A 23,118-nucleotide genomic window follows, 5' to 3' on the forward strand; every position below is an offset into this window, starting at 1 on the left:
TAGGGGAATGATATGTCCGCATTGACGTTGGTGAGCCCGCAGCCTGGCTTGGACGCTGCATCCGATCTCAGCGCCGATGCTCTCGACTACGGCCGCGCTGCACTGTCGGTGAATACCATGCGGGCCTACCGCGGCGACTGGCTGGAGTTTGAAGGCTGGTGCGCATCGCGGCAGCGCCCTCACCTGCCGGCCTCACCTGCCACCGTGGCGAACTATGCCTCGACGCTGGCGACTTCCGGCAAGAAGGTTCCGACGATCGCCCGCAAGCTTGCCGCCATACGGTTCTTCCACCGCGGCGCTGGCGAGGAGAACCCGACAGACAATGCAGGCGTGTCCGCCATCCTCAAGGGCATCCGCCGCACAGTGGGCACAGCGCCTCGCCAGAAGGCACCAGCGACTGTTGACGTGATCCATGCGCTGATGGCGCGCATTAAGCCTGAGACGCTCCAGGGCAAGCGTGACAGGGCTCTGCTGCTGCTAGGCTTTGCCGGTGCTTTCCGTAGGTCGGAGCTGGTGGCTATCACCGTCGAGGATCTGACTTTCTCGGATGAGGGTGTGGATGTCTTCCTGCTGAAGTCCAAGACCGACCAGGAAGCGAAAGGTCAGTCGGTGGCCGTGCTGAATGGAAAGGCGCTGAAACCCGCTGATAGGCTCGCTGAGTGGCTTGGTGCGGCCGGCATCACCACCGGCCCGATCTTCTGCCGCATCAACCGTGGCGACCACCTGACGGACGAGCCTTTGTCTGCGCAGTCGGTGGCGCTGATCGTGAAGAAGTATGCGGAGGCGGCCGGGCTCGACTTCGAGAAACTATCTGGGCATTCGCTGCGCGCCGGCTTCGTCACGTCGGCTGCCGAGAACCGGGCATCGATCAGCCGCATCATGGAAGTGACCAGGCATCGCGACCCGCGGACGGTGGAAACATACGTGCGGCGGGCCGATCGTTTCAAGGACCATGCCGGCGACGGTTTCCTCTAGGAGTCACATCCCTAGAAGCTCCTCCGGCGTTACCTCCCACGGCTCTCCGCGATGCTGAGCACCTGAAGAATCCTCACATACCGGCGTGATCGTCTGCTTTCCAGTGCGGCCACTTCCGATCAATGCCTCGCCTATGTCGCGGTATGCATAGAAGCGGTGCGCTGAGTGGCCATCGCTTAGAGGGGTAGGCAAGATCGTATCGGCAACGCCTGGGAACACGCCCTGTTCAAATGATGTGAGCCTGCCGCCACGGGACGCTTCAATAAACATGCTGCTCACGACGACGTCTCGCGATCCTACGTTTGTCGCTTCTAGCTTGGCGTACGTGAGACCGAGGGACCCGTCATGATAGGTAGGGATGGCGGACGACAGGGTCACTCGGATCTGTCGCTTGTCCTTCGATTTCGCGTCAATGTAATTGAAGATGGAAAGGCCCGTTCCAAAAAGTCCGAGACCCAACAGCAGGACGTCTCGAACCACTTCAAATGTTGTCATCGCCCTACCGCTTCCATGAACACGTAGGCTTCACGGCAGGTTTTCGCCTCGCCATCCCTGCGCAGCTGATTGTCAAATTCCGCGAAACCAGAAGCCACGTAACCGCGGGCCTGTTTTTCTGTAGCGTTCGGGCAAACCTTCTTAAGGCGACTGATCGTCTTCCGGATCGCGGCAGATTCTGGAAAGTTGCATTGCAACGATGCCCTCATGAAAAGCCCGTACATCTTCCCCAGGTTCTGGCACTCACCCTTAGGGGCCGAAGCCGCGAGTGCTTGAGACGCAACAACCAGCATCATAGCTGCACAGACCACTGCTGTTCGCCTTAAACGCACATTCACCCCCCCTGCGGCCACACGCTGGTGCGGAAGCCAACTCTTGGCGTAAGACTTGCCGAACAGCAAGTGAAGGTCAAGCGACCATATGGCTCGCGATAACCGTCTTTATCGCTACGATAAGATCCTTGACGACAGACGTCCCTGCGGCCCTTAGTAGGCTTGGGCGTTCCTGGGGGATTTCATGAAAATCAAGACTATTGCGCTCTTGTCTGCGCTGTTCGTATTACCTGGCTGCTTCGAGATGCAGCAGGACATTATCGTGGGTGATGACGGCACCTCTAAGCTCCGCTGGGAGATGAGCGTCGACGCGGCGCTGATCGGAATGGCCTCTCAAGGCAAAGCGGACACATTCTGCGCTGAACTTGGACCCGGCAAGATGCCCGAAGGCTTTACTGGATCCGCTCAACGCTCCACGGAAAAGGGAGATGTGGTCTGCACGATATCGGTTGAGGGACCGACCGAGAAGATCTTTGCGGCATTAGCCAAAGGAAACCTCTTGTCAGGTGATAGCGGAAAGCAATCTGGACAGCTTGCCATGAAGCTAACCGACGAGGGCGACAACAAGCGATTAGAGCTTGCTATTCCGCCGATGCCCAAGAAGGCCGGCGATGATGAACGGATGCAGGCCATGCTCCTAGGGGCGACGTCAGGCCGTGTTCTTGAATGGACGATCACCGCCCCTCAGATCATCGAGACGACGGGTAAGCTCTCGGAAGACGGCAAGACTGCCACCTACTCATTACCAGTCGCTTCAATGCTCACCAATAAGACGGAAACATTCGGCTTTTCGGTCGTCTTTTCCGACAAGCCTGCCGGGATGGTCGATTGGGTAAAGTCTCTCTTCAAGTAGTGCAATGCGGCGCGCGACTACGCAGGCCACTAGGCCGATGCCTCAGGCCATTCAAGCGGCGACAGATCGCGCAAGGCTCATGTACTTTAGCGCCGTTGCATAACTCACGCCGGCATTGTCGCGCAGCCATGGGAGCCATTCTCCCGCTGGCAAGCTTTCCTTCACGCGAATGAACTCGAGACCCAGTGCGATGGCCTCTTGCTGGTTTGTCTCACGCGGCGACGGCATTCCTTCCGCCTTCTGGATCCGCCGCATAAACGAGTAGTCGATATCCTTGCCTGCCTTCCGTCCGCGGCTGTAGTGCACGAGCATGACGTACATGGCGCCGGCCAGGGCGTGGCGCTGATGCGAAATGCCGGAAAGCTCATTGCAATGCCAGAGAAGGAAGCCCATTGGGATCTGGTCCCATGCCGCAAGCCATGAGGAAACATCGGCGTCGACCCATTCCTGACACGCCCGTATGAGGTCGCTGGTTGCCCATAGCGACGTCTGTGTCATCAGGCCATGATTGCCCTTGGTTTCGCTGAGTGTCGACAGGACAAGCCGCATATGGCCTTCCCCATACTTCGCCATGATGCGGTCGATCGTCGCCGTGGCGCGGACCTGTCCAGGCTTCGGATAATCGTTGCCCGGGATGATCTCGATATCGAACTCGTCGCAGACCGCTTTCACCCGCGCAGCGCGCCCAGTGTTTAGCTTTTCAGGCTCTGGATGATCGTCGATCGACACTTTCGAGACGGGATCGATGATGTTCATGTGCAGCATGGGGATCTCCGGGCGCGAGGCAAAAAGAAAGGCCGAACCCTCAGAAGGGCCGGCCCGATTTTTCGCGCCAGTTCATCCGTGGTCGCAGGATGAACCTATAAACCATATTGATTGGTTTGCGCAATCCAATCGATTTCAGTTGTCATTGATAAGTGACAGGATCTCGCGATGCCGACGGCCGATCTCTGCAATCAGCTTCCGATCGGACAAGGCTTCGCAGGTGAACCTACCGTGCTTGTAGGCGCCGTTACGCTTACCCTTTGGCGCCCCTGCCCTCGCCCCGTGAAAGCGGCACACGTGCTTTCCCCTCTCCGCTGGCGCTTGGCATGGGCATCCTGTGCGCCTCGATGTGGCTGAGCACCGAGGCGCTAGTTGATACGGATAGATCTTGCTGTTCATGGGATTGCGAACCCTTTTCTTTTCTACCCGCCCCCCCGTGGGTGACATTTCCGACGATGGCCTGGCCTCCTTCATGGACGTGGACATGCTCGACGACGACCTTCTGGCTACCGCCATTGCGATGCTTGCGGAGAGCTTCCATTTGGCTCGTGAAGGTCCTCATGAGTTTGTTGACGGTACGCTCCTGCAGCTCCAGGCGCTCCACCGTGTCGGCAGTTAGCATAAGCCGGGAGTGCCGCATTGCCGCGACGTGGACGGTTGCCATCTGGACAGCCAACGTGGCCTCCAGGTTGTCGCGTGGCTCGATCCCAGCAACGGTCGCAATAGCGGTGTTGAGTGCCGTGATATCCGCTACGCCATCGCTCGAGACAGCATTGGTGAGCTGGGCGATGAAGCCATAGAATAGACGTTCATCGCTGATGCCCATTGCCTGCATCAGGACAGCCATCCCGATCTCCTGGCGAGGATGATCAATAACCAACTTGATGATCCCGTTCAGGGCCTTGTATTGAGGCAACCGACGGCCGGCGAGGAACGCCTTTATGGCCTCGACTTCATCCGGTGTAGGATCGTATTCGACAGCCAGCTCCTTGTCGATCTCCGCGGGCTTCTTGCCCTCAGACAGCCGAATAAGCCGCTCAATCTTCTGCTGTCGAGAATGACCATTATCACTAGTCATTTCCGCGACCTCAGATTAGAGAAAAACATCAGGTTTTCCTTTGGCAAAGCCGAGAATGCATCTGCGATACCTTCATGCACAATCGCCAGTGCCTTGAAGAGGTCAGCTTCTTTTGGCCCTAGAAAAGGTAGGTCATCTAGTCGTGCGATCACGTCGCGTGCGGGCTCCGGAAGCAGCGAAGCGTAATCCAGGTTACGGGGATCAGCGACCGGTTTGCCAGGCGTCTTGACATAGGAAACCCGCGCAACGTGAACCAACTGCCGGTAATCAAAGCAGTAGACTGCGGCGGGCTGGTTTGACCAGAAGAACACCGTTCCTGCCGCATCTCCCAAGAAGACTTTGCAACCAAGTGCGGGCAGACCTTGTGAAGCGTAAGCCACAAGGTCGCCCTTCCGTATGTCTAATCGGCTATCCGTGAACATAAGTGAGCCCTCGACAACCATCGGCTCTAAGCATCGACCAAGAGCTAGATGCGGCCAGTTTCCCTCCCCCAGAAGCTGCATGAACAGCCCTGGTTTATCGCCTTCCATCTCTTCTCGCACCAGTGCCATCTCTGGCGTGATGGTGTCCAACGGCGAGAGCGGGCCTCTCCGAGAGTGTAGAGGCCCCCCACTGCGTTTTGCTAACTGCAGTGCTATGGCGCGGATGTGCTTTGTGAGTTTGCCGCTGGCCCCATTTGGACCCGATAGGCGCAAGAGGAGTTCATTTCTGGTTTTTACGTCATGCGGCCAGACATGACGCAACCATAACCCTTCAATCGCCTCCGCAACTGAGGTGTCCCCCGGGCTCATCGCGAGGGGCCCAGCAATCGAGGCCGGTACGCCGATGGCGACAAGCAAGCTCGCTAGTCCTACAATTTGTGGCATGACCTTCCTTTCTTAGCCTGTCCGCTCATTGATCTCGCCTATGCGGGTAGGTAGGCCCTTGTCGTATTGGCCTATCCCATTGCGAACGCCAGCAGATACCATCTCCTGGATTTCCTGATTGCCGCGGGCTCCAGACACGTTGACGTTGATATCTACCTTTTCGGGGTGGTTGCTGTTTGCCGGAGCAACCGAACCTAGCCGGTGATTTGGAACCACCTGCGAACCGCGCGGGACGTTGATTATCTCGGGTCCGCGTTCCCCTACCCACGCAAGGCCACCTGGAGCGGATGGCGTACCGTTGGCAAAACCGAAAAGTTTGCCGATGCCCCCCAGCAGGGAGCCGAATATGCTGCCCCTGGAAGATGAGCCGCTGCCCCCAAGGGAGAAAAGGGCGTCGACCAACTGGCCTTCGATTTTATCCAAGATTTTGTTCAATACATTGAGCGCCGCGCTGCCAAAGGACTTCCAGAACCCCTCGCCGTTCATCAGTCCTTGCCGCAGATCGCCAAGGAAGCCCTTCGTAGCGTCCTTGGCGTCATCAAGAGCTTCCTTGGCACGCCGGGTTTCACTCTCGATGCCAGCCATCTTGCCGGCCAGTTCGCTGAGCTCAGAACGTTGTGAACTGGTAAGAGTGATCCCCTTGGACTGAGCCTCGTTGAGTAAGTCCTGTTGGTACTGAAGCTTGGCCGCGGCCTCTTCCGTCATGCCGATGGCATCACTTTCAGCCTTCAGAGAAGCGATCCGGCGGTTCGCGCCGTTTACGATATCGCTGTATTTCTCGGTTTCGGATTTGCCGCCGGCGCCACCCTTCTTTTTGCCTTTGTCATCTACCTTTGTCATCCACCCGGCCAGGTCCTTCAGCGCCGCGGACCCCTTCCCGGCAGCGGAGGCGATACCGGCGACAATCGAACCAAGATAATCCTTGCCTTGAGCACCTTTAATCGCGGACATGACGCCGTCCTGCAGTCCAGCCGCCGCTCCCGGGTTTGGATTTGTCACACCTCCAAAATCCATCTTGTCATTCAGTCGGCCCATGGTGACGCCTTCTCCCATGCCGAATGGGAGTTGTTTTAGGGTGCCCTCTATGCCGGCGATGAAATCATTGATCTTTGAGGCTACAGCGTTGACCATAGACTCGATGCCTTTGATCACAGCTGTTGCAGTCGAATAGACCACGTCACTGAGCGCACTGGGCAGAGCGGACCAAGCCGCCTTGATCCCTTGATACCCCCCAATGAACGCACCGATAATCGCGTTCACCCCGCTCTTCGCATCTGCGACAATATCGCGCCCGAAGATCTGAGCGAGTTCATCGCGAAAGATGTTTGCAGCAGCAACGGCAGCAGTGATCCCTAGAACGAACGCTACAGCGGGGTTCGCAGCCGCGAACGCAATGGTTACGGCGGCTAGCTGGACGACCAAGCGTCCAAGCAAAGCTATTAGCTGGATCACTCCGCCGATGATTGCCGGAGAATAGAGCAGCGCGAGCGCAGCGGCCGCGCCGATCGCATAAGGGGCAATTGTCCCGAGCACCCCCGCGAGCCCACGCAACGCGGCTCCGGCCGCCTTTGGCCAGTTGACCATCTGAATACCGGCAGCCGCGGCCGCAACAAGCCCAATCGTCACCAGAGATAGCGGCGACAGGAGAGATAGGAAGGCCGTCGCCAAGCCCTTGACCGGGTTTTCCATCGCTCCAAGGACCCCGACAAGCTGAGTGCCCTGCTGGAGCGCGATCTGAAGCGGGTTCATCGACATTGCTGCGGTTACGGCGATGTCTTGGAACTGAGCTGCGATGTTGCCGACGTTGGCACGCCCGCCGGCGCCACGGTTTTGATTGGCGGCCCGGTTCATCAACTCGATTTGCTTCGATGCAGAAGCCGCGGCGGTTCCCTCGTTCGCGTAGGCATGGGCTGCCGCTGCTGCTGCTCCGGTAGCACCCCGGTTTGCACCGGCTAGACCTTCTGTTGCCGCCTCGGCTCGGGCGGCAGCGCCGGACATAGCATCAAGATCGCTCTTGACCTTGCCTAGATTTGGCGCTCTGACTTCGATGCCTAGTGTTGCAATGTCAGCCATCAACAGGCTCCTTCCAGTTGCCTGTTTCGACAAGAGCCTGCTTGTGTTCAGACACCGATATGTCCAGATCGTTTCCTTCGGTTTTGGCGAGCTTCCACTTTACCCATAACCATCCAAGAAACTGCTCCTCATCTGGAACACTGAGGAGGTTGAGAGGCATCCAGTGACGCTCGACATTCTTCTGCTGCCGATCGATCATCATCAGGCAAGCGTTGTTGACGGGCAGCCCTTCAACCGTTGGAACAGCTTCCGTCGGGAGGGACGGCCGGATGTGGAAGATCCGAGACCGGTTCATGTTGAAGAAGCGGGTATCGATCTTGTCAGCTCGCTCGGCATCTTTCCGCCGTCGATAGGATTCAAGGTTCGCGACCGCTTCTGGCGTCATTTTGTCGTTGGCCATAGCCGCTCCCGAGAAACCCGTTTATCGCTACCAATCAAACCGCCTGACGGTGCGCGCTGCTGAGGTCGCTGACCATTTGGTCATAGGCGGCTTCGGCCTTGGCTTCCGCATCTCCCATCTGCCGCTGGCCTACAACGGCACCATGCCCGATCGCGCAATACTGCTCCGCCGGCATGCCTGACATGACCATCCCGCGCACATCGTCGTAAATTGGTAGGGCGGCCGCCTGGTCGAGTGGCATGCCGCAAACGCTGTCCCGCATGGTCTGCTTCTCGCCGTCGGTCATCATGGGAAGGTCCTTCCGGGTAGCGCTGTCGCCGAAGCGTAGCTCCGGCCCACCACGAGCCTGCTGAACTACGGCGATGTGATTGCTGCGGATGCCCCGCTGAACGGCATCGTAGGCTTCGCCTGAGGGCGACGTGCCGGCCGTCCAGTCGAGTGAGCAGTCGTAGCCCATCGAGAGCTCCCTCGTGCCGTCTTCGACTGCCTTGATGGTGTCTGCATCTGCCAGGAGCATGCTCACCCGAACGAACTCGCCATCGCGCGCCACCTCCCCGTCGCTCCAGCCCTTGGCTACGTCTCGCCAGTTTGTCGCGGAGACGGCAGCGCTAGGATGTCCAAGCGTGACAGGCCGGTGCGCGAAGCTCTGCATGGTGTCGCTGCTGAACACTTCATCAGCCGGGCGAAAGACGCGGACGCTTGCCATATCAGGCTTGCCGACCTCAGAACCGAGATAAGTCTGAACGTTGTCGGCACGGGCCACGCGGGCATTGACAGTGAGGTAGCCGTCGCGTGTCCGGCGCTTGGTGTCGATCGTGAGCTTGTCGTGAAGATGCATTGACCTGTTCCTCATTGGTTTGTGGCGGGAGAGCCAAGGAGACAACTCCCCCGCCCACCTGCGGCCGGGATCACCGACCAGCCGCTAGTGTTGAGTTTTGTGGGCATCGCTGAGACCTCGAACCATGTCCTGATAAGCCTTCTCGGCTGCGTCGTTGCCACTCAGCACCGGCGCCAAACCATCAGCGACAACTTGCGCGAATGGATCGACGTTCGCTCGAGCTTCAAGGCTCTCGAAACGCTCGTCGACATAGGCTTCCGAGCGGCCATTGACGGCTGCGTCACCGAACTTCCGGCGAACAACTTCCCGGCGGATGGCGGCCTCATCGACCATTTCTCCAGCATCGAACCTGGGATCGATCTTCGAAACCGTCCGGTGCAAGAGAAATAACGAATGACCGCGGCGATGAACCTCAGCCTCTTGCGCATCAGCTTTGGTCTGCATGTCTGCCAGCAGCCTGTCCTTTTCCCGTAGGAGATGGGCGCGCTCGGCGTCTTTCTGAGCGACCTCGGCATTGCGGCGGGAAAGCAGATCCTTAATCTCTCCCTCGATCCGATTGCCCTCGTCCTCAAGCGCCTTCATGAAGTAGGCGACATCGGCCTTCCGAATAATCTTGAGCGGCGATTCATCTGGCGTCGGGCGTGCGTCCCGAAGGCCCCGCGTTACCTCTCCCCAGCCTTGGACGATTCCGTCGATCTGCTCCTTGAGGCCGGGCGTCATCTCCGCGTCATCCAAGGGGGTGCCGTCCTTGCTGCTCGGCTTTGGTGATCCATCCTGCAGGGCGGGAACCATCAGCTCGATCATCTGCGCAAGTTTGGCCTCAGCCTGGACGCGGGTGCCGATCTTCTCCCTCTCGATGTCATCGATCCCTAGCTGGACCTGCTCTTTGAAATAAGCGACGTCTTCGGGGGTATAGAGATTGAGCAGAGGCGCTGTGGCGAACGCGCTCACCTCGACGTAACCGGCGACGACATCTGCCAGTCTGCGGATGAAGGACCAGACATCGTTCTGGACACCTGGCGTTGTGCTTTCACCTTGAAGCCGCACTGAAGCCGGCGTTTTCTTATCTCGGTTGAAAAACATGGTTTCTCTCCTGATCAGTACGACGCCGGCGGCCACACGTAGCCATGGGCGCGCGCCTGGTTTTTCCGGAAGTTGGGAAGCTTCACGCCGTCGATCAGGTTCGGCAGCAACGAGTCGTGCTGGATTCCGAACTCATGGTCGGCGCCCCGGGCGATCATCTGCGCCGAATAAAGCCAGGTCTCGGCAGATGCGCCGCTGTTCGCGCTCTGGATGCGTATGGTGTTTCTGGACAGGCGATCGAGAAGTTGGACGATAGCGGCGGCATGCTCCTCGTAGGCTACCAGGTCCTTCACGAGTTGATCCCGCTCTGCCTTAGCGGCAGCATACTCCTCGGCGGCTCGCTGCCTAGCTTCGCGGGAGATGGCCTTGCTGTGGAGACCCTTCAACTGCTCGGCGGCTGCTTCCATCCGCTTGCTGCGAAAATCGGCGTCCTGCATCTGCTGGCGAGCGGCAGCTACATCGGCGGGGCGAAGCTTCGGATCAAGCGCCCGGGCCGCTGCGGCCTTGCTCTGAGCCTGAGCGTCGACGTTGGTCTGCTCGACCTCATCGAGGAGCGCCTTGAGATCGCCAGACGACATCGAGGCCTCGAATGCATCGGCAATGCGATCGTCAAGGCTTGGGACTTCTTCCCGGATCGAAATGGTTTTGGCGGCGGCGGCCATGCTGATCTCCTTTGTTGAGGAGGATCAGACCATTTCCACGGCACTCGCGGTATTCGAAGAATGTGGAACTATGTGGAGGTTTTCAAGCGCATCTCGGCGCGAACGGACTCCAGCCTGCGGCGCTCGGCGCCAACCCGCGCTTCTTCCTGGAGCCTGATGGCGCGGCGAAGGTAGAATTCGACGGACGGATGATCCCGGTCCCCCGAGCGGAGCCGTTCCAGCGTTTCCAGTTGACCATCCACCTTCATCAGCAGCGCCGGCAAGCTGACCTTCAACGTGGCGCTCTTCCCAGCCTGCCGGCCAATGCCGTCCAGCTTCGCCCATTCGCGGATTGTCTTGTCACAGACATCCGCATACCAGCAGGCGCTTTCGATATGGATGATCTCGCTCCCGATCATCGGCACGGGCACCTTCCGATCACCGTCACGCCCGCGCGCCAAGTCATCGTCCCGAAGGAACGACGACTGCACGCCACCGGTGCGCTCGGGGTTGGCTGGCATCAGCAATCGCCATCCTCACCCGTGCCAAGGATATTCTCCTTAAGCCATGCCTGATACCGATCGAGCGCCGGCCCAATGTCCTCGCCAGAGCAGCGGCGGTAGGCCTCGCGTGTCGGCGCATGCGTCATGGCCCATCCGATGATCTCGAATAGACGGTAATCAACGGCCGAAGTGCTCGCGATAAGCGGCTTTCTCACTACCTGTTCGCAGGTCATGCGACATTCCTTTCGGGACGAAATTCGTGCTCGATGACTTTGCCGTCGATCGGCGCCGGCATCTCCCCCGACGCCATCACTTGCCTCACGAACGCAATCGCTCGATCCTGGAAACGTGCTTGAGCGGGGATCACGTTCGTGGGCCTATTCTCGGCCCATTTGAACAGATCAAGCTGCTTCACCTCTTGCCTCCTTAGCTGGCGCCGTGAGGTTTATCGCCATGTTCGGCGTCAAGATTCCCTTGTTGAGGAACCGCAACAAAAGGTCCCTTGTCGAAGTGTTGACAGGCAGCCCCTCACAAATTGCGTCGATCATCGCATCGGCCTCGATTGCGCTTCCAGGCTTCGGCAATGGCATATTGCTTTCGTCGCTGATTTGATCGGAAGAATAGCTATGGAGAATCTCACCATCGTCAGAGCAAGAATCTGAAGGTGTTATTTTAAGGTAGTTCTCAGGTAGGTGTTTGGGTTGCACGCCTGCAACTTCGTAGGATTGCAGCGCTGCAACGTCGCGAGACTGCACCGCTGCCATTTCGCGAGGTTGCTTAGGTGCAACTTCGAGACGGCTTAGGCGACGTTCGTTCGAAGCCTCTCGTGCTCTGTCCTCGCGGTCGATTTTGCCGTCAATCACGCTGGACCACCGATCAGCAATGAAGCTGTACCGATACGTTTCTGTCCGACTGCCACGTTGTCGAAAAAGCCATAGGCAGCTACCAGTCGGATCTGACATGCGATCAAGGCTGCGGCGCACTGTGTCGCGGTGACAACCCAGCTGCGCAGCGAGGCGCTCGATAGATGGGTTTGCGTCCCGGGTCCTGGCGTTGATGTGCTGCATAAGCCGGAAGGCAACGCGAGCATCAACGTCCTGCAAAGATGGATCGCACGAGATAGCGTCGAGGATATCGAGCTTCCAAGAAGTGAAGCTCTGAACCTCTTTCTCGGATAGCTCAGCCGTCATCCATGCGCCCCCCGATAGATCCGGAACCTTTGTGCCATGGCACACGCCTCGCTCGCCTCCAGGGCCGACAGCGCGAACCGCTGGCGAAGTTCCGGGATAATCGGTTGCGGCGGACTTTGCTCATCGGCTAGCCACATAGCGGCTCGCTCGACGGAGGCGGAATGTTGGATATCGGAGGGGCTACGATCGCTCATGCAGCCTCCCTAAAAAAAGCTACGAGCTGACCGCGCTCCGCTACCCACCGCCCGCCTACCTTCTTTGCCGGCAGTTCGCCCTTCTCAAGCAGGTGAAAGGTTATCCTTGGCGAGCGGCCAATGACCTTAGCGATCTCCTCTCCACCCCATATCAAATCCATTTTGTTTTCTGCCTCTGCCATTCACCAAGCCTCTCGTAAGTGGACCATTCGTAACCACGGTGATCACGTAACCACCGTGGTGACTTGCTGTCAAGACCACGGTGGTGCTATGTGGGGACAAAATGGATGGGGCGAGTAATGGGTAGAGAAGATCCGCAGCTAAAGCTGAGACTGACAGAGGACATGAAGGGCCGGATCACTGAAGCTGCGAAGGCGAACGGCCGCTCCGTAAATGCTGAGATCGTAGCTCGACTGGAAGCGTACGAGGCTGGCGGAGATGTCGGCCAAGATTGGAAGCGCCGCTTTGCGGAAGAGCAAGACGCGTACCGTCGGATGGAACGGCTTTATGACGGCACCTTCGATGTAGCAATGAACTACCGGACAATCCTAGCGACGGTGCGCGGACAGCTCCTGCAGTACGTCGGATTGGTGAAGTCACTAGCAAGCATTATCACGAACCTTGAAGGACCGCCGCCGCCGGATGCTATCGATTTGGCTACGCGACTAGAAGCAGCCGCTTCCGAAACAAAGGAACGCTTATCGCAAGAGACACCATTAGATCAGGCGAAGAGCGAGCTGAAAAAACTTGAAGCCTTGATCAGCAAGTCGGATGATCTCACGAAGAGGGACTAGCGATGTCAGTCCGGAAGCGCGAATGGACCACTCCGAACGGCACTCAAAAATCGGCTTGGGTGGTTGATTATACCGACATGACCGGTACCCGACGGCTGAAAACGTTTCGGCTGAAAAAGGAAGCCGACCATTTTGCCGCAACGGCGTCGGTCGAGGTACGCGAGGGTGTGCATGTTGCCGACAGCGCCAGCGCGACTGTCGAGGCGGCTGGCAAACTGTGGATCGCGGGATGCAAAGCTTCAAACCTAGAACGATCGACGATCGACCAATACGAACGTCATCTACGGTTGCATATCGTGCCGTTCATCGGTGCGCTCAAGCTTTCCTCAATATCGATAGCCAAGGTACGAGCCTTCGAGGATGCTCTGAGAGAAGCGGGCCGAACGGCAATCATGATCAAGAAGGTCGTCGTAAGCCTTGGAACACTCATCGCAGACGCACAGGAGCGCGGGCTCGTGGCCCGGAACATCGTACGCGACTTAAAAGGTAGGAGGGGATCAGGGGAGAAACGCCAAGAGAGACGCCAGAAGGGCCGCCTCAAGGTTGGCGTGGATATTCCGACGCGCGAGGAAGCTAAAGCCCTCGTAGGCGTCCTGCAGGGACGGTATCGGCCGCTCTTTCTAACGGCCATTTTCTGCGGCTTGCGTTCGTCGGAGTTGCGCGGGCTGCGCTGGCAGGATGTAGATCTCGGAAAGAACGAGATACGCGTTCATCAGCGCGCCGATCGGTACAACGATATCGGCAAGCCGAAGTCGATTGCTGGCGAAAGGTCGCTACCTGCCCCGCCTATGGTGATGAACGCCCTGAAGCAATGGAAATTGGTTTGCCCGAAGCGGGACACCGGGAAGACGGATGCGGCCGGTGAGAAAATCAAGGTTCTCGAGCTCGTCTTTCCGACTGGCGCCGGCAACGTTGAAACCCTCAACAACTACCTCCGCCGCGGCCTGCACCCAGCGTGGATCGCGGCCGGTGTGACGGTCGTCACCGGCGAGGTCGACAAGGACAGTCAGCCGATCCTCGATGCGAAGTACAAGGGCTTGCACGCGTTGCGCCACTTCTATGCCTCGTGGTGCATCAACAGGCGCAAAGACGGTGGCCTGGAACTGCCCCCAAAGGTCGTGCAAGAGCGCTTAGGGCATAGCACGATCGCCATGACCATGGATGTGTACGGGCACCTGTTCCCGCGGGGCGACGACGCTGAAGAGATGGCCGAGGCCGAGCGCGCGTTTCTGGCATGACGCGACATGGATGCGACATGAGACACCTGAAACTCTGCAAAATAAGCCGATGTAGCGGATTCCTAATCCTGAGGCCATTGGTTCGAATCCAATTGGGATCACCATAATTCGGCAAATTCGGATTGCCGAACCGCAGCCACATAGATGTGAGCTCTGCCGTCTCCTTATCGGGACAGGCGGCGTCCGTCTATTCGCAGCCTCACAAGCAGACCTTCAACCGGCCATTTGTGTTCCACAGTTCCGTTGAGATGGCCCGCCAGAGTGCGACGAAGCAGCTTGCTCCCATACCCTCCCGCCCCCTCGGGCTTGGCGACTTCGGGGCCGCCTTGCTCCGTCCAGCGGATTTCGACGTCATCCCCGACCATCGAGCCCGACACGTCGAGCGTTCCCTCCGGAACCGAAAGCGCACCGTATTTCATCGAATTCGTCGCCAGTTCATGGATCACCAGCGCCAGCCCTGTCGCCGCCATCTCGCCGACGCCCAGGCGCGGCACCGCCACCCTGATCCTTCCAGCGAAGGCGCCGTCATCGTCATAAGGGGTAAGCAGCACCGTGAAAATGTCTCCCAGCAACGCCGCATTTCCTTGCCCGCTCGGCAAGGGCCGGACGAGATCATGGGCGCGGCCGAGCGCCGTGAGGCGATTGGTCAGCTGCTTTGTCATGTCCTCGATGGAGGCGGAGGATCGGGACGTGATCAAGGTCAGACCGGATGCGATAGCCAGCAGGTTTTTCACCCTGTGGCTCATTTCTCCTGCCATGAGTTCATGGCTTTCCTCAGCCTGTTTGCGGCCCGTAACGTCCAGGAAGATACCCGTCATCAGACGCTGCTTGATGCCTGAATCATTTCCCTGTCCGCGCGCCGAAATCCAGCGAACGTCCTCCCCGACAAGAATCCGAAAGTCTATTTCATAGGGGCCGATCACAGCCCGGGTCGCGGCAAAGGCTGCCCGAACCCGATCCCGGTCGGCGGGATGAATCTTCTCCGAGAGACGCTCGAATGTGAGCTCGCCATCCCGGGTCACGTCCCAAAGCGTGTAGCCGTGCCCATCCATCGAGAGGCCATCGGTGTCTACGTTCCAGGACCACAAAGCCACGCCCGCCGCGCGAATTGCATCGCGCAATTGTTCGAGCCCCCATTCGGGATATTCGGCTTCGCGGTCTGCGGTCATTTTACCCTCATACCTTCTCAAGCATTGTAAGACGGCAATGCCCCAGCACAAACGAAAAAGGCCGGACTCATGGTCCGGCCTTTCAATCAACTTGCTTCCAGCAGTGCCAGTACATCCGTGGTCAAAGCGAAAGCAGAATTCGAATTAGGCAGCCTGCAGGTTGCAAGCAGACATCTTGCCCGACTTGTTGTCGCGCTCGAGTTCGTAGCCGATCTTCTGGCCTTCGACGATTTCGCGCATTCCGGCGCGTTCGACGGCCGAGATGTGGACGAACGCGTCAGCGCCGCCATTGTCAGGCTGGATGAAGCCGAAGCCCTTGGTGGAATTAAACCATTTTACTGTGCCAGTGGTCATGATGAACCCTTTCAAAGCAGAAGTGAAGGACCGCGCAGCTTGAAGCTACGCAGATAGTGATAACGATATTTTTGAAAGGAAGGTTCGTTCAGGCGCGGTGCTAATCGCGCGGTAACCAAAGCTCAGCAAGCAAAAGATCGATGAACCCTAGATAAGGAGGATCGCTTTGAAAGTCAACCTTTAGTTTTTGCGACCCATTGATATGTCCGCTTACCCGGACATATAAGCACGATGGAAAAGACCCAGATAGACGACATTAACGAGCAAATCCTGAAGCTTCGCACGGCTCTGCCCATATGGGGTGTAGAGGCGAACGACCTGGTCGAACTAGCCCGGAACGCCGAAAGGGCCGCCGTCCCCGTTGACGAACGCACCATGCAGCGTGTTCGCGGGCTGATCGAGACGACGACCGGTTGGCACAATACCCTTCTCTATTGGGAGGAACAGGATGCGGCACCCGCTTTGAGCGCCGATATTCGCGTGCTGCGCGGATCGCTCGATGCAATGCGAACGGAAGTCGCGACGGCAACTGCTATGTTCTCCAGCTGAGACGGACAGCTGTCTGTCGGCATCGCGAATAAGCGGCCGCATTCTCTGTCAATCGGTACATAGCCAGGCTGGAGGTGCTGTGGGCTGGTGCAGCCTGCTGCCTTGTCGGGCGCGCTCAAGGGCCGAACGCGCCTTCAGATTATTCGTCCCTTTCGCCCCGGCATTCCCGCCTGCGGCGCATGAAGTCGCTCCCTTGATCTTTGTCACAGACGGGCAGTGGTGGTTGGCTAAGGTGGGCGCGAATTCCAAAGGATCACGTCATGCCATCAGATGCCTCGATGTCCGCGACCAGGACGACCGCTCACGAGCTATCCCTCATCGACCGCTACTGGCGCGCCGCCAATTACCTGTCCGTTGGCCAAATCTACTTGCTCGACAACCCGCTCCTGCGCGACCCCTTGAAGCCGGAGCACATCAAGCCGCGCTTGCTAGGCCATTGGGGCACCACGCCGGGTCTCAACTTCATCTACGCTCATATGAACCGGATTATCCGTGAGCAGGATGCCAATGTCATCTATATCTGCGGTCCCGGGCACGGCGGACCGGGAATGGTCGCCAACACCTATCTTGAAGGCACCTATAGCGAAATCTATCCGGATATCAGCGAATCCGCCCAAGGCATGCAGAAGCTGTTCAAGCAGTTCTCCTTCCCTGGCGGCATTCCGAGCCATGCGGCGCCGGAAACGCCAGGGTCCATCCACGAAGGCGGTGAACTCGGTTACGCTCTCATGCACGCCTATGGCGCCGCCTTCGACAATCCCGATCTGCTTGTCGCTTGCGTGATAGGCGACGGCGAGGCCGAAACCGGCCCGCTAGCCGCCAGTTGGCATTCCAACAAATTCCTCGATCCCGTCCGCGACGGCGCGGTTCTGCCGATCCTCCACCTGAACGGCTACAAGATTGCCGGTCCCACCTTGTTGGGACGAACCAGCGACGAGGATCTGAAAAAACTGTTCGAAGGCTATGGCTACGAGCCCTTCTTCGTCGAGGGGCATGACCCGGAGCCCATGCACCGGCAAATGGCGGAAACCCTGGACGTCGTCGTTGCGCGCATCCGCACCATACAAAAGGAAGCTCGCGACGGCACGACGGTGGACGGCGTTCCGCGCTGGCCGATGATCGTGCTGCGCAGCCCCAAGGGCTGGACCGGTCCCAAGGAGGTGGACGGCAAACGGGTCGAGGGCTTCTGGCGTGCGCATCAGGTGCCGGTGTCCAATTGCCGTGGTGACGAGGGACACCGCAAGATCCTCGATGACTGGATGCGCAGCTACGACCCGGAAGATCTGTTCGATGCCGATGGCCGTCTGAAGCAGGAATTGCGCGACCTTGCGCCTCGCGGCGAACGCCGCATGGGCGCCAATCCCCATGCCAATGGCGGGCTGTTGCGCAAGGAACTCGTAACGCCGGCCATCCGCGACTACCAGGTCCGGATCGAAAAGCGCGGCGCTGCCATGGTTCAGTCGACGGAGATCCTGGGCCACTACCTGCGCGACACGATGACCCTCAATGCGGATCAGGCCAACTTCCGCATTTTCGGCCCGGACGAAACGGAATCAAACCGCCTTGGAAGCCTCTTCGAGGTGACGGACCGGGTCTGGATGGAAAAGATCGAGCCCTATGACGTGCATCTGTCCCGCAACGGCCGCGTCATGGAAGTGTTGTCGGAACATCTCTGCCAGGGCTGGCTGGAAGGCTATCTCCTGACCGGCCGGCACGGCCTGTTCTCCTGCTACGAAGCCTTCATCCACATCATCGATTCCATGTTCAACCAGCACGCCAAGTGGCTGAAGGTGAGCCGGGAACTGGAATGGCGCAAGCCGATCTCGTCTCTCAACTACCTCCTCACCTCCCATGTCTGGCGGCAGGATCATAACGGCTTCTCGCACCAGGACCCGGGCTTCGTGGATCTTGTCGCCAACAAGAGGGCCGACACCGTGCGCGTCTACCTGCCGCCGGATGCCAACACGCTGCTCTGGGTCGGCGACCACTGCCTGAAGACCTGGGATCGCGTCAATGTCATCGTCGCCGGCAAGCAGCCGGAGCCGCAATGGCTGAACATGGATGAGGCAATCGCCCATTGCGAGATAGGCGCCGGTATCTGGGACTGGGCAGGCACCGAAGGCGATGCCGTGGCGCCGGACGTGGTGATGGCCTGCGCCGGCGACGTGCCGACGATGGAAACGCTGGCCGCCGTCATGGTCCTGCGGGAGGCCATTCCCGAGCTCAAGATCCGCGTCGTCAACGTCGTCGATCTCATGGCGCTGCAATCCACGGACCAGCATCCGCACGGACTATCCGACGAGGATTTCGATCGGATGTTCACGACCGACAGGCCGGTGATCTTCGCCTATCATGGTTATCCCTACCTCATCCACCGGCTGACCTATAAGCGTACCAACCACCGCAATATCCATGTCCGCGGTTTCATCGAGGAAGGGACGACGACCACGCCTTTCGACATGACGGTGCTGAACGAACTCGACCGCTTCCATCTGGCCATCGAAGCGATCGAACGCATCCCTGGCTTGAAGGACAAGGTGGTCCATGTGCTGGAAGCCTTGCGCGGCAAGCTCCAGGAACACCGCCACTATGTGGGCGTACACGGCGAAGACATGCCGGAGATCCAGAATTGGACCTGGTCGGACCCGGTTTAACGCGTAGGGAGATCCGCAATGGCGGCAAAGCGCAGTGCGGGCCTGCTGATCTTCCGGCGCGTAGAGCAAGACCTGCAGGTTCTGCTCGTCCACCCCGGCGGTCCTTTCTGGGCTCGCCGGGACGAGGCCGCATGGTCCATCCCCAAAGGCCTGGTGGAAGAGGGCGAGGACGAACTGGAAGCTGCAAGGCGGGAGGTGCAGGAGGAGACGGGCATCCTGATCGATGGCGAATGCCAGTGGCTGGGGGAGTACCGTCAGCCGGGCGGCAAACGCGTGCTGGCCTGGTGCGTGGAAGACGGTGCCGACATCGATGCCACCCGCATCGTCAGCAACAGCTTCACGATGGAATACCCGCCGAAATCGGGACGCATGCAGGAGTTTCCCGAAGTGGACAAGGCGGGCTGGTTCAATCTCGGCCCCGCCGCGGTGAAGATCCTAAAGGGGCAGAAGCCCATGCTCGACGATCTACAAGACCTGTTGGGGTGACGCCGTCAAACGGTCCGACGCCCATCCTCTCTACGCGCCGGAGCCGGCTCCGGCAGAGGGTGCGCCGGAACCTCCTGATGACGAAGCGGCCGTGCCTCCTCGATATATTGAGCGCCCTTACCTTGTTCCAGCACGCGCCTTTGACGCGAATTCGGAACATGGTGGCGTTTCCGGGCGGCGCGCAGCGATGCCGTCCCCAGAAGGGCAGCGGCAAGCCAGCCGAGCACCAAGCCTATGCCCGTCCAGGCAAGCCCAGCGATGGTAACAGGTATGCCGGGGCTAAAGTCGGCCCAGGCGCTAGTGACGAGATCAGGGTCTGGATTGCGCAGAATGACGAAGGGTTTTCCAAGCGGCGACGCCTGGCTGAGGTCGCGGCTCTGCTGTTCCAGCGCCTGGTAGCGGTCGAAGCTGTAGCGCATGGAGTCGCCCTGCGACCGCAGGAACTGCTCACCTGACGATGAATAAAGTCCCAAAGCCTTATCCCGGTCGAGACCGTTACGGGTCGCCTCGCTATCGAAACGGCTAATGACCGCCCGCAGCTCATCAAGAGCGCCGCCGATGCGTTGACGGTATTGCTGCGCAAATTCCGGCGCCTGGGAAAAGAAGATCCCTCCGAGAATGGCCATCGCCATGGTCAGCATTCGTCCGATCATCAGCATGGCCTGCTCCCCTTTTCCGCGTTAACGAGCCAGGCAATCAAAAGTTGCCAATATGGGAGAGCCCGGCCCTACCGTTGGCTGGCGCACACATGCTCCATGCGGAACCCCAGCCCCATCAGTCTGCCGGCGATATGCGCGAGGACCGGCCAGCGGGCAATGCCGCGGATGAAGGCCGGAGGGCCTTTGCGACGCTGGTCGTTGCCTTCGTCCGTGCGGCGGCTGCTGCGCATCATCAACTGCAGCTTTTGCGTTGCCTTGGTTGGAAACATCCGGCGCTTTTCCACGGCGGCGAGATCCGCGTTGGACAGACGCCCTTCCCGAAGCGGGACCGCCACGATATTGGCCGCTGCCACCGCGTCCTGAATGGCAAGGTTCACACCCACGCCCCCGATCGGCGACATGGCATGGGCCGCGTCCCCGATGCAGATGAGGCCCGGACGCCACCACTGCTTCAGCCGGTCGATCCTGACGACCAGGAGGCTTGTGTCTTCAAAGGAGCAGATTTCCTGCATCCGGTCGACAGGCAGGGGCGAAATCTCCGCCACCGCCTTGCGGAAGGCTTCGATACCTTTTTGCTGGATCTCAAGGAAGGTCGTCCTGCGCACGACATAGCCGCATTGCCAGTAATCGCCCCGGTCGATCAGCACCAGTCCCTGGCGGGGACCGGCATGGCCCATCACCTCGTTCGGATCGCCCGGCTGTTTGGAAAGCTTCATCCAGACGACTTCGCTTGGTTCTCCAAAGCTTTCGACCTCCAGTCCGGCTTTTTCCCGCACGACGGAATTGCGCCCGTCGGCGCCCACCACAAGCTCCGAACGGATGCTTGACCTGCCCTCGGGCGTCTCGATGACCAGACCCCCGACCGTTTGCCGATCCTCGATCAACTCGATGACCCTGGCATTCATGATCAGCCGGAAGTTCGGATAGCGACCGGCCTGTGCCGCCAGGAAATTAAGAAAATCCCATTGCGGCATAAAGGCAATGAAGCGGTGCTTGACCGGCAGGCGAGAAAAATCAGCCATGGTGATGGTTCGGCCGGCCATCTCCGCCGTCAGTTTGGCAGCGCGAGTGTGTGGAAGCCGCAGAAACTCATCGACAAGCCCGAGCTCCCCCATCACTTCCAGGGTCGAGGGATGAATGGTATCGCCGCGAAAGTCGCGCAGGAAGTTGCCATGCTTTTCGACCACCGTGACGTCCACACCGGCCCGCGCCAGGAGGAGGCCCAACATAAGGCCGCCTGGCCCGGCACCGGCGATCACGCAAGTGGTTGTGATGTCGCTGATCTGGTTCATCGCCCTATGTGCCTGTGAGACGGTATCGGATGCAAGCTGCACTTGGTCGCAGCCGTCCGAAATCAACCGCATGCTTGTGAGGCGAAGTTTTCGCGAGTAGATCATGCCGAGATTGAGGAAACGGAAAATACCATGGCCGAAACCGCCGGACGTCGCATCAGCATCCTCGGGTCCACGGGATCGATCGGCGTCAACACGCTGGATGTGGTGCAGCAACTCGGAGGCCGGGACGCTTTCGATGTCGTCGCCGTGACAGGCAATGCCAATGTCGAGTTGCTGGCTGAGCAGGCAAAGGCCTGCGGTGCCAAACTTGCCGTGACCGCTGATGAGGCGGCCTATGGCATGCTCACGCAGGCACTGGCAGGCAGTGGCATCGAGGTAGCCGCGGGGCGCGAGGCCCTGATCGAGGCGGCATCGCGCGATGCGGACTGGGTCATGGCCGCGATTGTCGGCACAGCAGGCCTCGCCCCCACGCTTGCCGCCGCGAGGCGCGGTGCAGATATCGCTCTGGCCAACAAGGAATGCCTGGTGTCGGCTGGCGAGCTGTTTCTAAAGGCTATCGCGGAAGGCGGCGGAAGGCTCATCCCGGTGGACAGCGAGCACAGCGCGATCTTCCAATCGCTCGAAGACGACCAGCATCATGCGGTCGAGCGGATCGTGCTGACGGCATCGGGAGGGCCTTTCCGCACCTGGACCCGTGAACAGATGGCGGGCGTGACGGCCGAAATTGCCCGTGCGCATCCCAACTGGTCCATGGGGCTGAAGATCTCCATTGGCAGTGCATCCATGTTCAACAAGGCGCTGGAAATGATCGAGGCTAAGCACCTCTTCAACCTGAAGCCCGATCAGATCGAAGTCATCGTGCACCCGCAATCGGTGATCCACTCCATGGTGGGGTATCAGGACGGATCGGTCCTGGCGCAGCTGGGTTGCCCCGACATGCGCACTGCCATCGGCTATGCGCTGACCTACCCGGACCGGCCGAAGCTGAATGTCGAGCGTCTGGACTTTGCAAAACTGGCCCGGCTCGATTTTGAAGCACCGGACGAGGTGCGCTTCCCTGCCCTTCGATTGGCGCGCACCGCGCTTGAAAGAGGCGGGGTTCAGGGCGCGGTCATGAATGCGGCGGAAGAAATCGCCTTCCATGCCTTTTGTGCCGGACGCATAGGCTTCCTGGACATGGCAGACATTGCCGAACAGGTCATGGAGGATATGGTGGGCTTTGATGCAGCCACCACCATGGACGACGTCTTCGCCGCCGATGCCGAAGCGCGGCGCCGCGCCGCCGAGACCATCGCGCGAAGGGAAATGGCGGCTTGAGCTACCCACTCCATCCTCATTCCCTGTGCTTGTCACAGGAATCCAGCCAGCCCAAGTCTTTGGGCTGACAAGAGCCTTTCGCGCCGCAGACGCGTCGCTACTGGATCCCTGTGACAAGCACAGGGATGAGGATCTTACGGTAAACCCTGCTCAAGCGACCTGTCTTGCCAGTGCGCATCGGGACCAGAGTTGGTGGAGGGACGAGACGAGGTGCTCGATATCGGCATCGGTATGCAGCGGCGTCGGCGTGATGCGCAGCCGCTCCGTCTTCTTGGCGACCGTCGGATAATTGATCGGCTGCACATAGACGTCGCAGG

Annotated in this window: 27 protein-coding genes; 8 read left to right on the top strand and 19 right to left on the bottom strand. The window is 59.3% G+C overall.

The genetic code is table 11. From position 1 onward, the window contains the following. Positions 1-12 precede the first annotated feature (12 nt). Positions 13-975 carry a site-specific integrase gene (locus EPK99_RS24955; RefSeq protein ID WP_128445806.1) on the top strand — a complete coding sequence of 321 codons (963 nt, stop codon included), beginning with the start codon at positions 13-15 and terminating at the stop codon, positions 973-975. 3 nt (positions 976-978) lie between these two features. Here EPK99_RS24955 and EPK99_RS24960 read toward each other — a convergent pair whose 3' ends face one another. Continuing rightward, a complete protein-coding gene (locus EPK99_RS24960) occupies positions 979-1,470 on the bottom strand; it encodes a hypothetical protein (protein WP_128445807.1) in 492 nt (163 codons plus the stop codon). Positions 1,471-2,010: 540 nt separating this feature from the next. Here EPK99_RS24960 and EPK99_RS24965 point away from each other — a divergent pair. Next, a complete protein-coding gene (locus EPK99_RS24965; protein WP_205909139.1) occupies positions 2,011-2,655 on the top strand; it encodes a hypothetical protein in 645 nt (214 codons plus the stop codon). Positions 2,656-2,706: 51 nt separating this feature from the next. Here the strand turns inward: EPK99_RS24965 and EPK99_RS24970 are convergent, their stop codons facing one another. From EPK99_RS24970 to EPK99_RS25035, 13 genes are all read right to left on the bottom strand, one after another. Continuing rightward, the gene (locus EPK99_RS24970; protein WP_128445809.1) at positions 2,707-3,420 is read right to left on the bottom strand and encodes a hypothetical protein; all 714 of its coding nucleotides are present in this window, start codon (positions 3,418-3,420) and stop codon (positions 2,707-2,709) included. A gap of 253 nt (positions 3,421-3,673) precedes the next feature. Next, positions 3,674-4,498, bottom strand: a complete 825-nt coding sequence (locus EPK99_RS24975) for a hypothetical protein (protein WP_128445810.1) — start codon at positions 4,496-4,498, stop codon at positions 3,674-3,676. Then, a complete protein-coding gene (locus EPK99_RS24980; protein WP_128445811.1) occupies positions 4,495-5,070 on the bottom strand; it encodes a hypothetical protein in 576 nt (191 codons plus the stop codon). The genes EPK99_RS24975 and EPK99_RS24980 overlap by 4 nt, the downstream gene beginning before the upstream one ends. Before the next feature lie 306 nt (positions 5,071-5,376). After that, complete coding sequence (locus EPK99_RS24985; protein ID WP_128445812.1) at positions 5,377-7,437, bottom strand: phage tail length tape measure family protein; 2,061 nt, start codon at positions 7,435-7,437, stop codon at positions 5,377-5,379. Then, positions 7,430-7,837: a hypothetical protein gene (locus tag EPK99_RS24990; RefSeq protein ID WP_128445813.1), complete on the bottom strand. Its 408-nt coding sequence runs from the start codon at positions 7,835-7,837 to the stop codon at positions 7,430-7,432. Before EPK99_RS24990 ends, EPK99_RS24985 begins: the two co-directional genes overlap by 8 nt. A 34-nt stretch (positions 7,838-7,871) precedes the next feature. Continuing rightward, the gene (locus EPK99_RS24995; protein WP_164901890.1) at positions 7,872-8,675 is read right to left on the bottom strand and encodes a DUF2213 domain-containing protein; all 804 of its coding nucleotides are present in this window, start codon (positions 8,673-8,675) and stop codon (positions 7,872-7,874) included. An 84-nt stretch (positions 8,676-8,759) separates the two neighbouring features. Continuing rightward, entirely contained in the window at positions 8,760-9,794 is a 1,035-nt protein-coding gene (locus EPK99_RS25000; RefSeq protein WP_128445815.1) for a hypothetical protein, read from the bottom strand. Next, positions 9,773-10,420 carry a hypothetical protein gene (locus EPK99_RS25005; RefSeq protein WP_128445816.1) on the bottom strand — a complete coding sequence of 216 codons (648 nt, stop codon included), beginning with the start codon at positions 10,418-10,420 and terminating at the stop codon, positions 9,773-9,775. Before EPK99_RS25005 ends, EPK99_RS25000 begins: the two co-directional genes overlap by 22 nt. A gap of 68 nt (positions 10,421-10,488) precedes the next feature. After that, entirely contained in the window at positions 10,489-10,920 is a 432-nt protein-coding gene (locus EPK99_RS25010; RefSeq protein ID WP_128445817.1) for a hypothetical protein, read from the bottom strand. Beyond that, the gene (locus tag EPK99_RS25015; protein WP_128445818.1) at positions 10,920-11,135 is read right to left on the bottom strand and encodes a hypothetical protein; all 216 of its coding nucleotides are present in this window, start codon (positions 11,133-11,135) and stop codon (positions 10,920-10,922) included. Before EPK99_RS25015 ends, EPK99_RS25010 begins: the two co-directional genes overlap by 1 nt. Beyond that, positions 11,132-11,317 carry a hypothetical protein gene (locus EPK99_RS25020; protein WP_128445819.1) on the bottom strand — a complete coding sequence of 62 codons (186 nt, stop codon included), beginning with the start codon at positions 11,315-11,317 and terminating at the stop codon, positions 11,132-11,134. The genes EPK99_RS25015 and EPK99_RS25020 overlap by 4 nt, the downstream gene beginning before the upstream one ends. Then, positions 11,304-12,092 (bottom strand): helix-turn-helix domain-containing protein, encoded by a 789-nt coding sequence (locus EPK99_RS25025; RefSeq protein WP_128445820.1) that lies wholly within the window; start codon positions 12,090-12,092, stop codon positions 11,304-11,306. Before EPK99_RS25025 ends, EPK99_RS25020 begins: the two co-directional genes overlap by 14 nt. 190 nt (positions 12,093-12,282) lie before the next feature. Further along, the gene (locus EPK99_RS25035; protein WP_128445822.1) at positions 12,283-12,468 is read right to left on the bottom strand and encodes a DNA-binding protein; all 186 of its coding nucleotides are present in this window, start codon (positions 12,466-12,468) and stop codon (positions 12,283-12,285) included. A gap of 117 nt (positions 12,469-12,585) precedes the next feature. Between EPK99_RS25035 and EPK99_RS25040 the strand changes: the two genes are divergently transcribed. Both EPK99_RS25040 and EPK99_RS25045 read left to right on the top strand, forming a co-directional pair. Continuing rightward, a complete protein-coding gene (locus EPK99_RS25040) occupies positions 12,586-13,080 on the top strand; it encodes an Arc family DNA-binding protein (RefSeq protein WP_128445823.1) in 495 nt (164 codons plus the stop codon). Between the two features lie 2 nt (positions 13,081-13,082). Continuing rightward, positions 13,083-14,318, top strand: coding sequence for a tyrosine-type recombinase/integrase (locus EPK99_RS25045; RefSeq protein ID WP_128445824.1), 1,236 nt, complete (start codon positions 13,083-13,085; stop codon positions 14,316-14,318). A gap of 164 nt (positions 14,319-14,482) precedes the next feature. Here the strand turns inward: EPK99_RS25045 and EPK99_RS25050 are convergent, their stop codons facing one another. Next, the gene (locus tag EPK99_RS25050; RefSeq protein ID WP_128445825.1) at positions 14,483-15,487 is read right to left on the bottom strand and encodes a sensor histidine kinase; all 1,005 of its coding nucleotides are present in this window, start codon (positions 15,485-15,487) and stop codon (positions 14,483-14,485) included. A 144-nt stretch (positions 15,488-15,631) separates the two neighbouring features. Continuing rightward, complete coding sequence (locus EPK99_RS25055) at positions 15,632-15,841, bottom strand: cold-shock protein (protein ID WP_037062590.1); 210 nt, start codon at positions 15,839-15,841, stop codon at positions 15,632-15,634. Between the two features lie 231 nt (positions 15,842-16,072). On the opposite strand from EPK99_RS25055, the gene EPK99_RS25060 reads away from it, so the two are divergent. From EPK99_RS25060 to EPK99_RS25070, 3 genes are all read left to right on the top strand, one after another. Continuing rightward, positions 16,073-16,390 carry a hypothetical protein gene (locus tag EPK99_RS25060; RefSeq protein ID WP_128445826.1) on the top strand — a complete coding sequence of 106 codons (318 nt, stop codon included), beginning with the start codon at positions 16,073-16,075 and terminating at the stop codon, positions 16,388-16,390. Positions 16,391-16,650: 260 nt separating this feature from the next. Then, a complete protein-coding gene (locus EPK99_RS25065) occupies positions 16,651-19,044 on the top strand; it encodes a phosphoketolase family protein (RefSeq protein WP_245582567.1) in 2,394 nt (797 codons plus the stop codon). 18 nt (positions 19,045-19,062) lie between these two features. Beyond that, positions 19,063-19,530, top strand: a complete 468-nt coding sequence (locus EPK99_RS25070) for an NUDIX hydrolase (protein ID WP_128445827.1) — start codon at positions 19,063-19,065, stop codon at positions 19,528-19,530. A gap of 5 nt (positions 19,531-19,535) precedes the next feature. Here the strand turns inward: EPK99_RS25070 and EPK99_RS25075 are convergent, their stop codons facing one another. Together EPK99_RS25075 and EPK99_RS25080 are read right to left on the bottom strand one after the other, a co-directional pair. Further along, positions 19,536-20,189 carry a DUF2937 family protein gene (locus EPK99_RS25075; RefSeq protein WP_128445828.1) on the bottom strand — a complete coding sequence of 218 codons (654 nt, stop codon included), beginning with the start codon at positions 20,187-20,189 and terminating at the stop codon, positions 19,536-19,538. A 68-nt stretch (positions 20,190-20,257) separates the two neighbouring features. Continuing rightward, on the bottom strand, positions 20,258-21,481 hold the full coding sequence (locus tag EPK99_RS25080) for an FAD-dependent oxidoreductase (protein WP_128445829.1): 1,224 nt from the start codon (positions 21,479-21,481) through the stop codon (positions 20,258-20,260). Positions 21,482-21,613: 132 nt separating this feature from the next. On the opposite strand from EPK99_RS25080, the gene dxr reads away from it, so the two are divergent. Next, positions 21,614-22,801: a 1-deoxy-D-xylulose-5-phosphate reductoisomerase gene (dxr, locus tag EPK99_RS25085; RefSeq protein ID WP_128445830.1), complete on the top strand. Its 1,188-nt coding sequence runs from the start codon at positions 21,614-21,616 to the stop codon at positions 22,799-22,801. Positions 22,802-22,951: 150 nt separating this feature from the next. On the opposite strand, the gene EPK99_RS25090 is transcribed toward dxr, so the two are convergent. Next, the coding region (locus EPK99_RS25090) for an aminotransferase class I/II-fold pyridoxal phosphate-dependent enzyme (RefSeq protein WP_128442066.1) at positions 22,952-23,118 on the bottom strand (167 nt) is incomplete at its 5' end.

This window comes from Neorhizobium lilium (assembly GCF_004053875.1).
Lineage (GTDB): Bacteria > Pseudomonadota > Alphaproteobacteria > Rhizobiales > Rhizobiaceae > Neorhizobium > Neorhizobium lilii.

What these genes read in the sequence shown, in the direction of transcription:
- EPK99_RS25080 (WP_128445829.1), bottom strand. Translation starts at nt 21,481, where the DNA reads ATGAACCAGATCAGCGACATCACAACCACTTGCGTGATCGCCGGTGCC.
- EPK99_RS25060 (WP_128445826.1), top strand. Translation starts at nt 16,073, where the DNA reads ATGGAAAAGACCCAGATAGACGACATTAACGAGCAAATCCTGAAGCTT.
- EPK99_RS25035 (WP_128445822.1), bottom strand. Translation starts at nt 12,468, where the DNA reads ATGGCAGAGGCAGAAAACAAAATGGATTTGATATGGGGTGGAGAGGAG.
- EPK99_RS25025 (WP_128445820.1), bottom strand. Translation starts at nt 12,092, where the DNA reads ATGACGGCTGAGCTATCCGAGAAAGAGGTTCAGAGCTTCACTTCTTGG.
- EPK99_RS25005 (WP_128445816.1), bottom strand. Translation starts at nt 10,420, where the DNA reads ATGGCCGCCGCCGCCAAAACCATTTCGATCCGGGAAGAAGTCCCAAGC.
- EPK99_RS25010 (WP_128445817.1), bottom strand. Translation starts at nt 10,920, where the DNA reads ATGCCAGCCAACCCCGAGCGCACCGGTGGCGTGCAGTCGTCGTTCCTT.
- EPK99_RS24985 (WP_128445812.1), bottom strand. Translation starts at nt 7,437, where the DNA reads ATGGCTGACATTGCAACACTAGGCATCGAAGTCAGAGCGCCAAATCTA.
- EPK99_RS25015 (WP_128445818.1), bottom strand. Translation starts at nt 11,135, where the DNA reads ATGACCTGCGAACAGGTAGTGAGAAAGCCGCTTATCGCGAGCACTTCG.
- EPK99_RS25055 (WP_037062590.1), bottom strand. Translation starts at nt 15,841, where the DNA reads ATGACCACTGGCACAGTAAAATGGTTTAATTCCACCAAGGGCTTCGGC.
- EPK99_RS24955 (WP_128445806.1), top strand. Translation starts at nt 13, where the DNA reads ATGTCCGCATTGACGTTGGTGAGCCCGCAGCCTGGCTTGGACGCTGCA.
- EPK99_RS24995 (WP_164901890.1), bottom strand. Translation starts at nt 8,675, where the DNA reads ATGCATCTTCACGACAAGCTCACGATCGACACCAAGCGCCGGACACGC.
- EPK99_RS25050 (WP_128445825.1), bottom strand. Translation starts at nt 15,487, where the DNA reads ATGACCGCAGACCGCGAAGCCGAATATCCCGAATGGGGGCTCGAACAA.
- EPK99_RS24970 (WP_128445809.1), bottom strand. Translation starts at nt 3,420, where the DNA reads ATGCTGCACATGAACATCATCGATCCCGTCTCGAAAGTGTCGATCGAC.
- dxr (WP_128445830.1), top strand. Translation starts at nt 21,614, where the DNA reads ATGGCCGAAACCGCCGGACGTCGCATCAGCATCCTCGGGTCCACGGGA.
- EPK99_RS24960 (WP_128445807.1), bottom strand. Translation starts at nt 1,470, where the DNA reads ATGACAACATTTGAAGTGGTTCGAGACGTCCTGCTGTTGGGTCTCGGA.
- EPK99_RS24975 (WP_128445810.1), bottom strand. Translation starts at nt 4,498, where the DNA reads ATGACTAGTGATAATGGTCATTCTCGACAGCAGAAGATTGAGCGGCTT.
- EPK99_RS25075 (WP_128445828.1), bottom strand. Translation starts at nt 20,189, where the DNA reads ATGCTGATGATCGGACGAATGCTGACCATGGCGATGGCCATTCTCGGA.
- EPK99_RS25065 (WP_245582567.1), top strand. Translation starts at nt 16,651, where the DNA reads ATGCCATCAGATGCCTCGATGTCCGCGACCAGGACGACCGCTCACGAG.
- EPK99_RS24990 (WP_128445813.1), bottom strand. Translation starts at nt 7,837, where the DNA reads ATGGCCAACGACAAAATGACGCCAGAAGCGGTCGCGAACCTTGAATCC.
- EPK99_RS25070 (WP_128445827.1), top strand. Translation starts at nt 19,063, where the DNA reads ATGGCGGCAAAGCGCAGTGCGGGCCTGCTGATCTTCCGGCGCGTAGAG.
- EPK99_RS25045 (WP_128445824.1), top strand. Translation starts at nt 13,083, where the DNA reads ATGTCAGTCCGGAAGCGCGAATGGACCACTCCGAACGGCACTCAAAAA.
- EPK99_RS25040 (WP_128445823.1), top strand. Translation starts at nt 12,586, where the DNA reads ATGGGTAGAGAAGATCCGCAGCTAAAGCTGAGACTGACAGAGGACATG.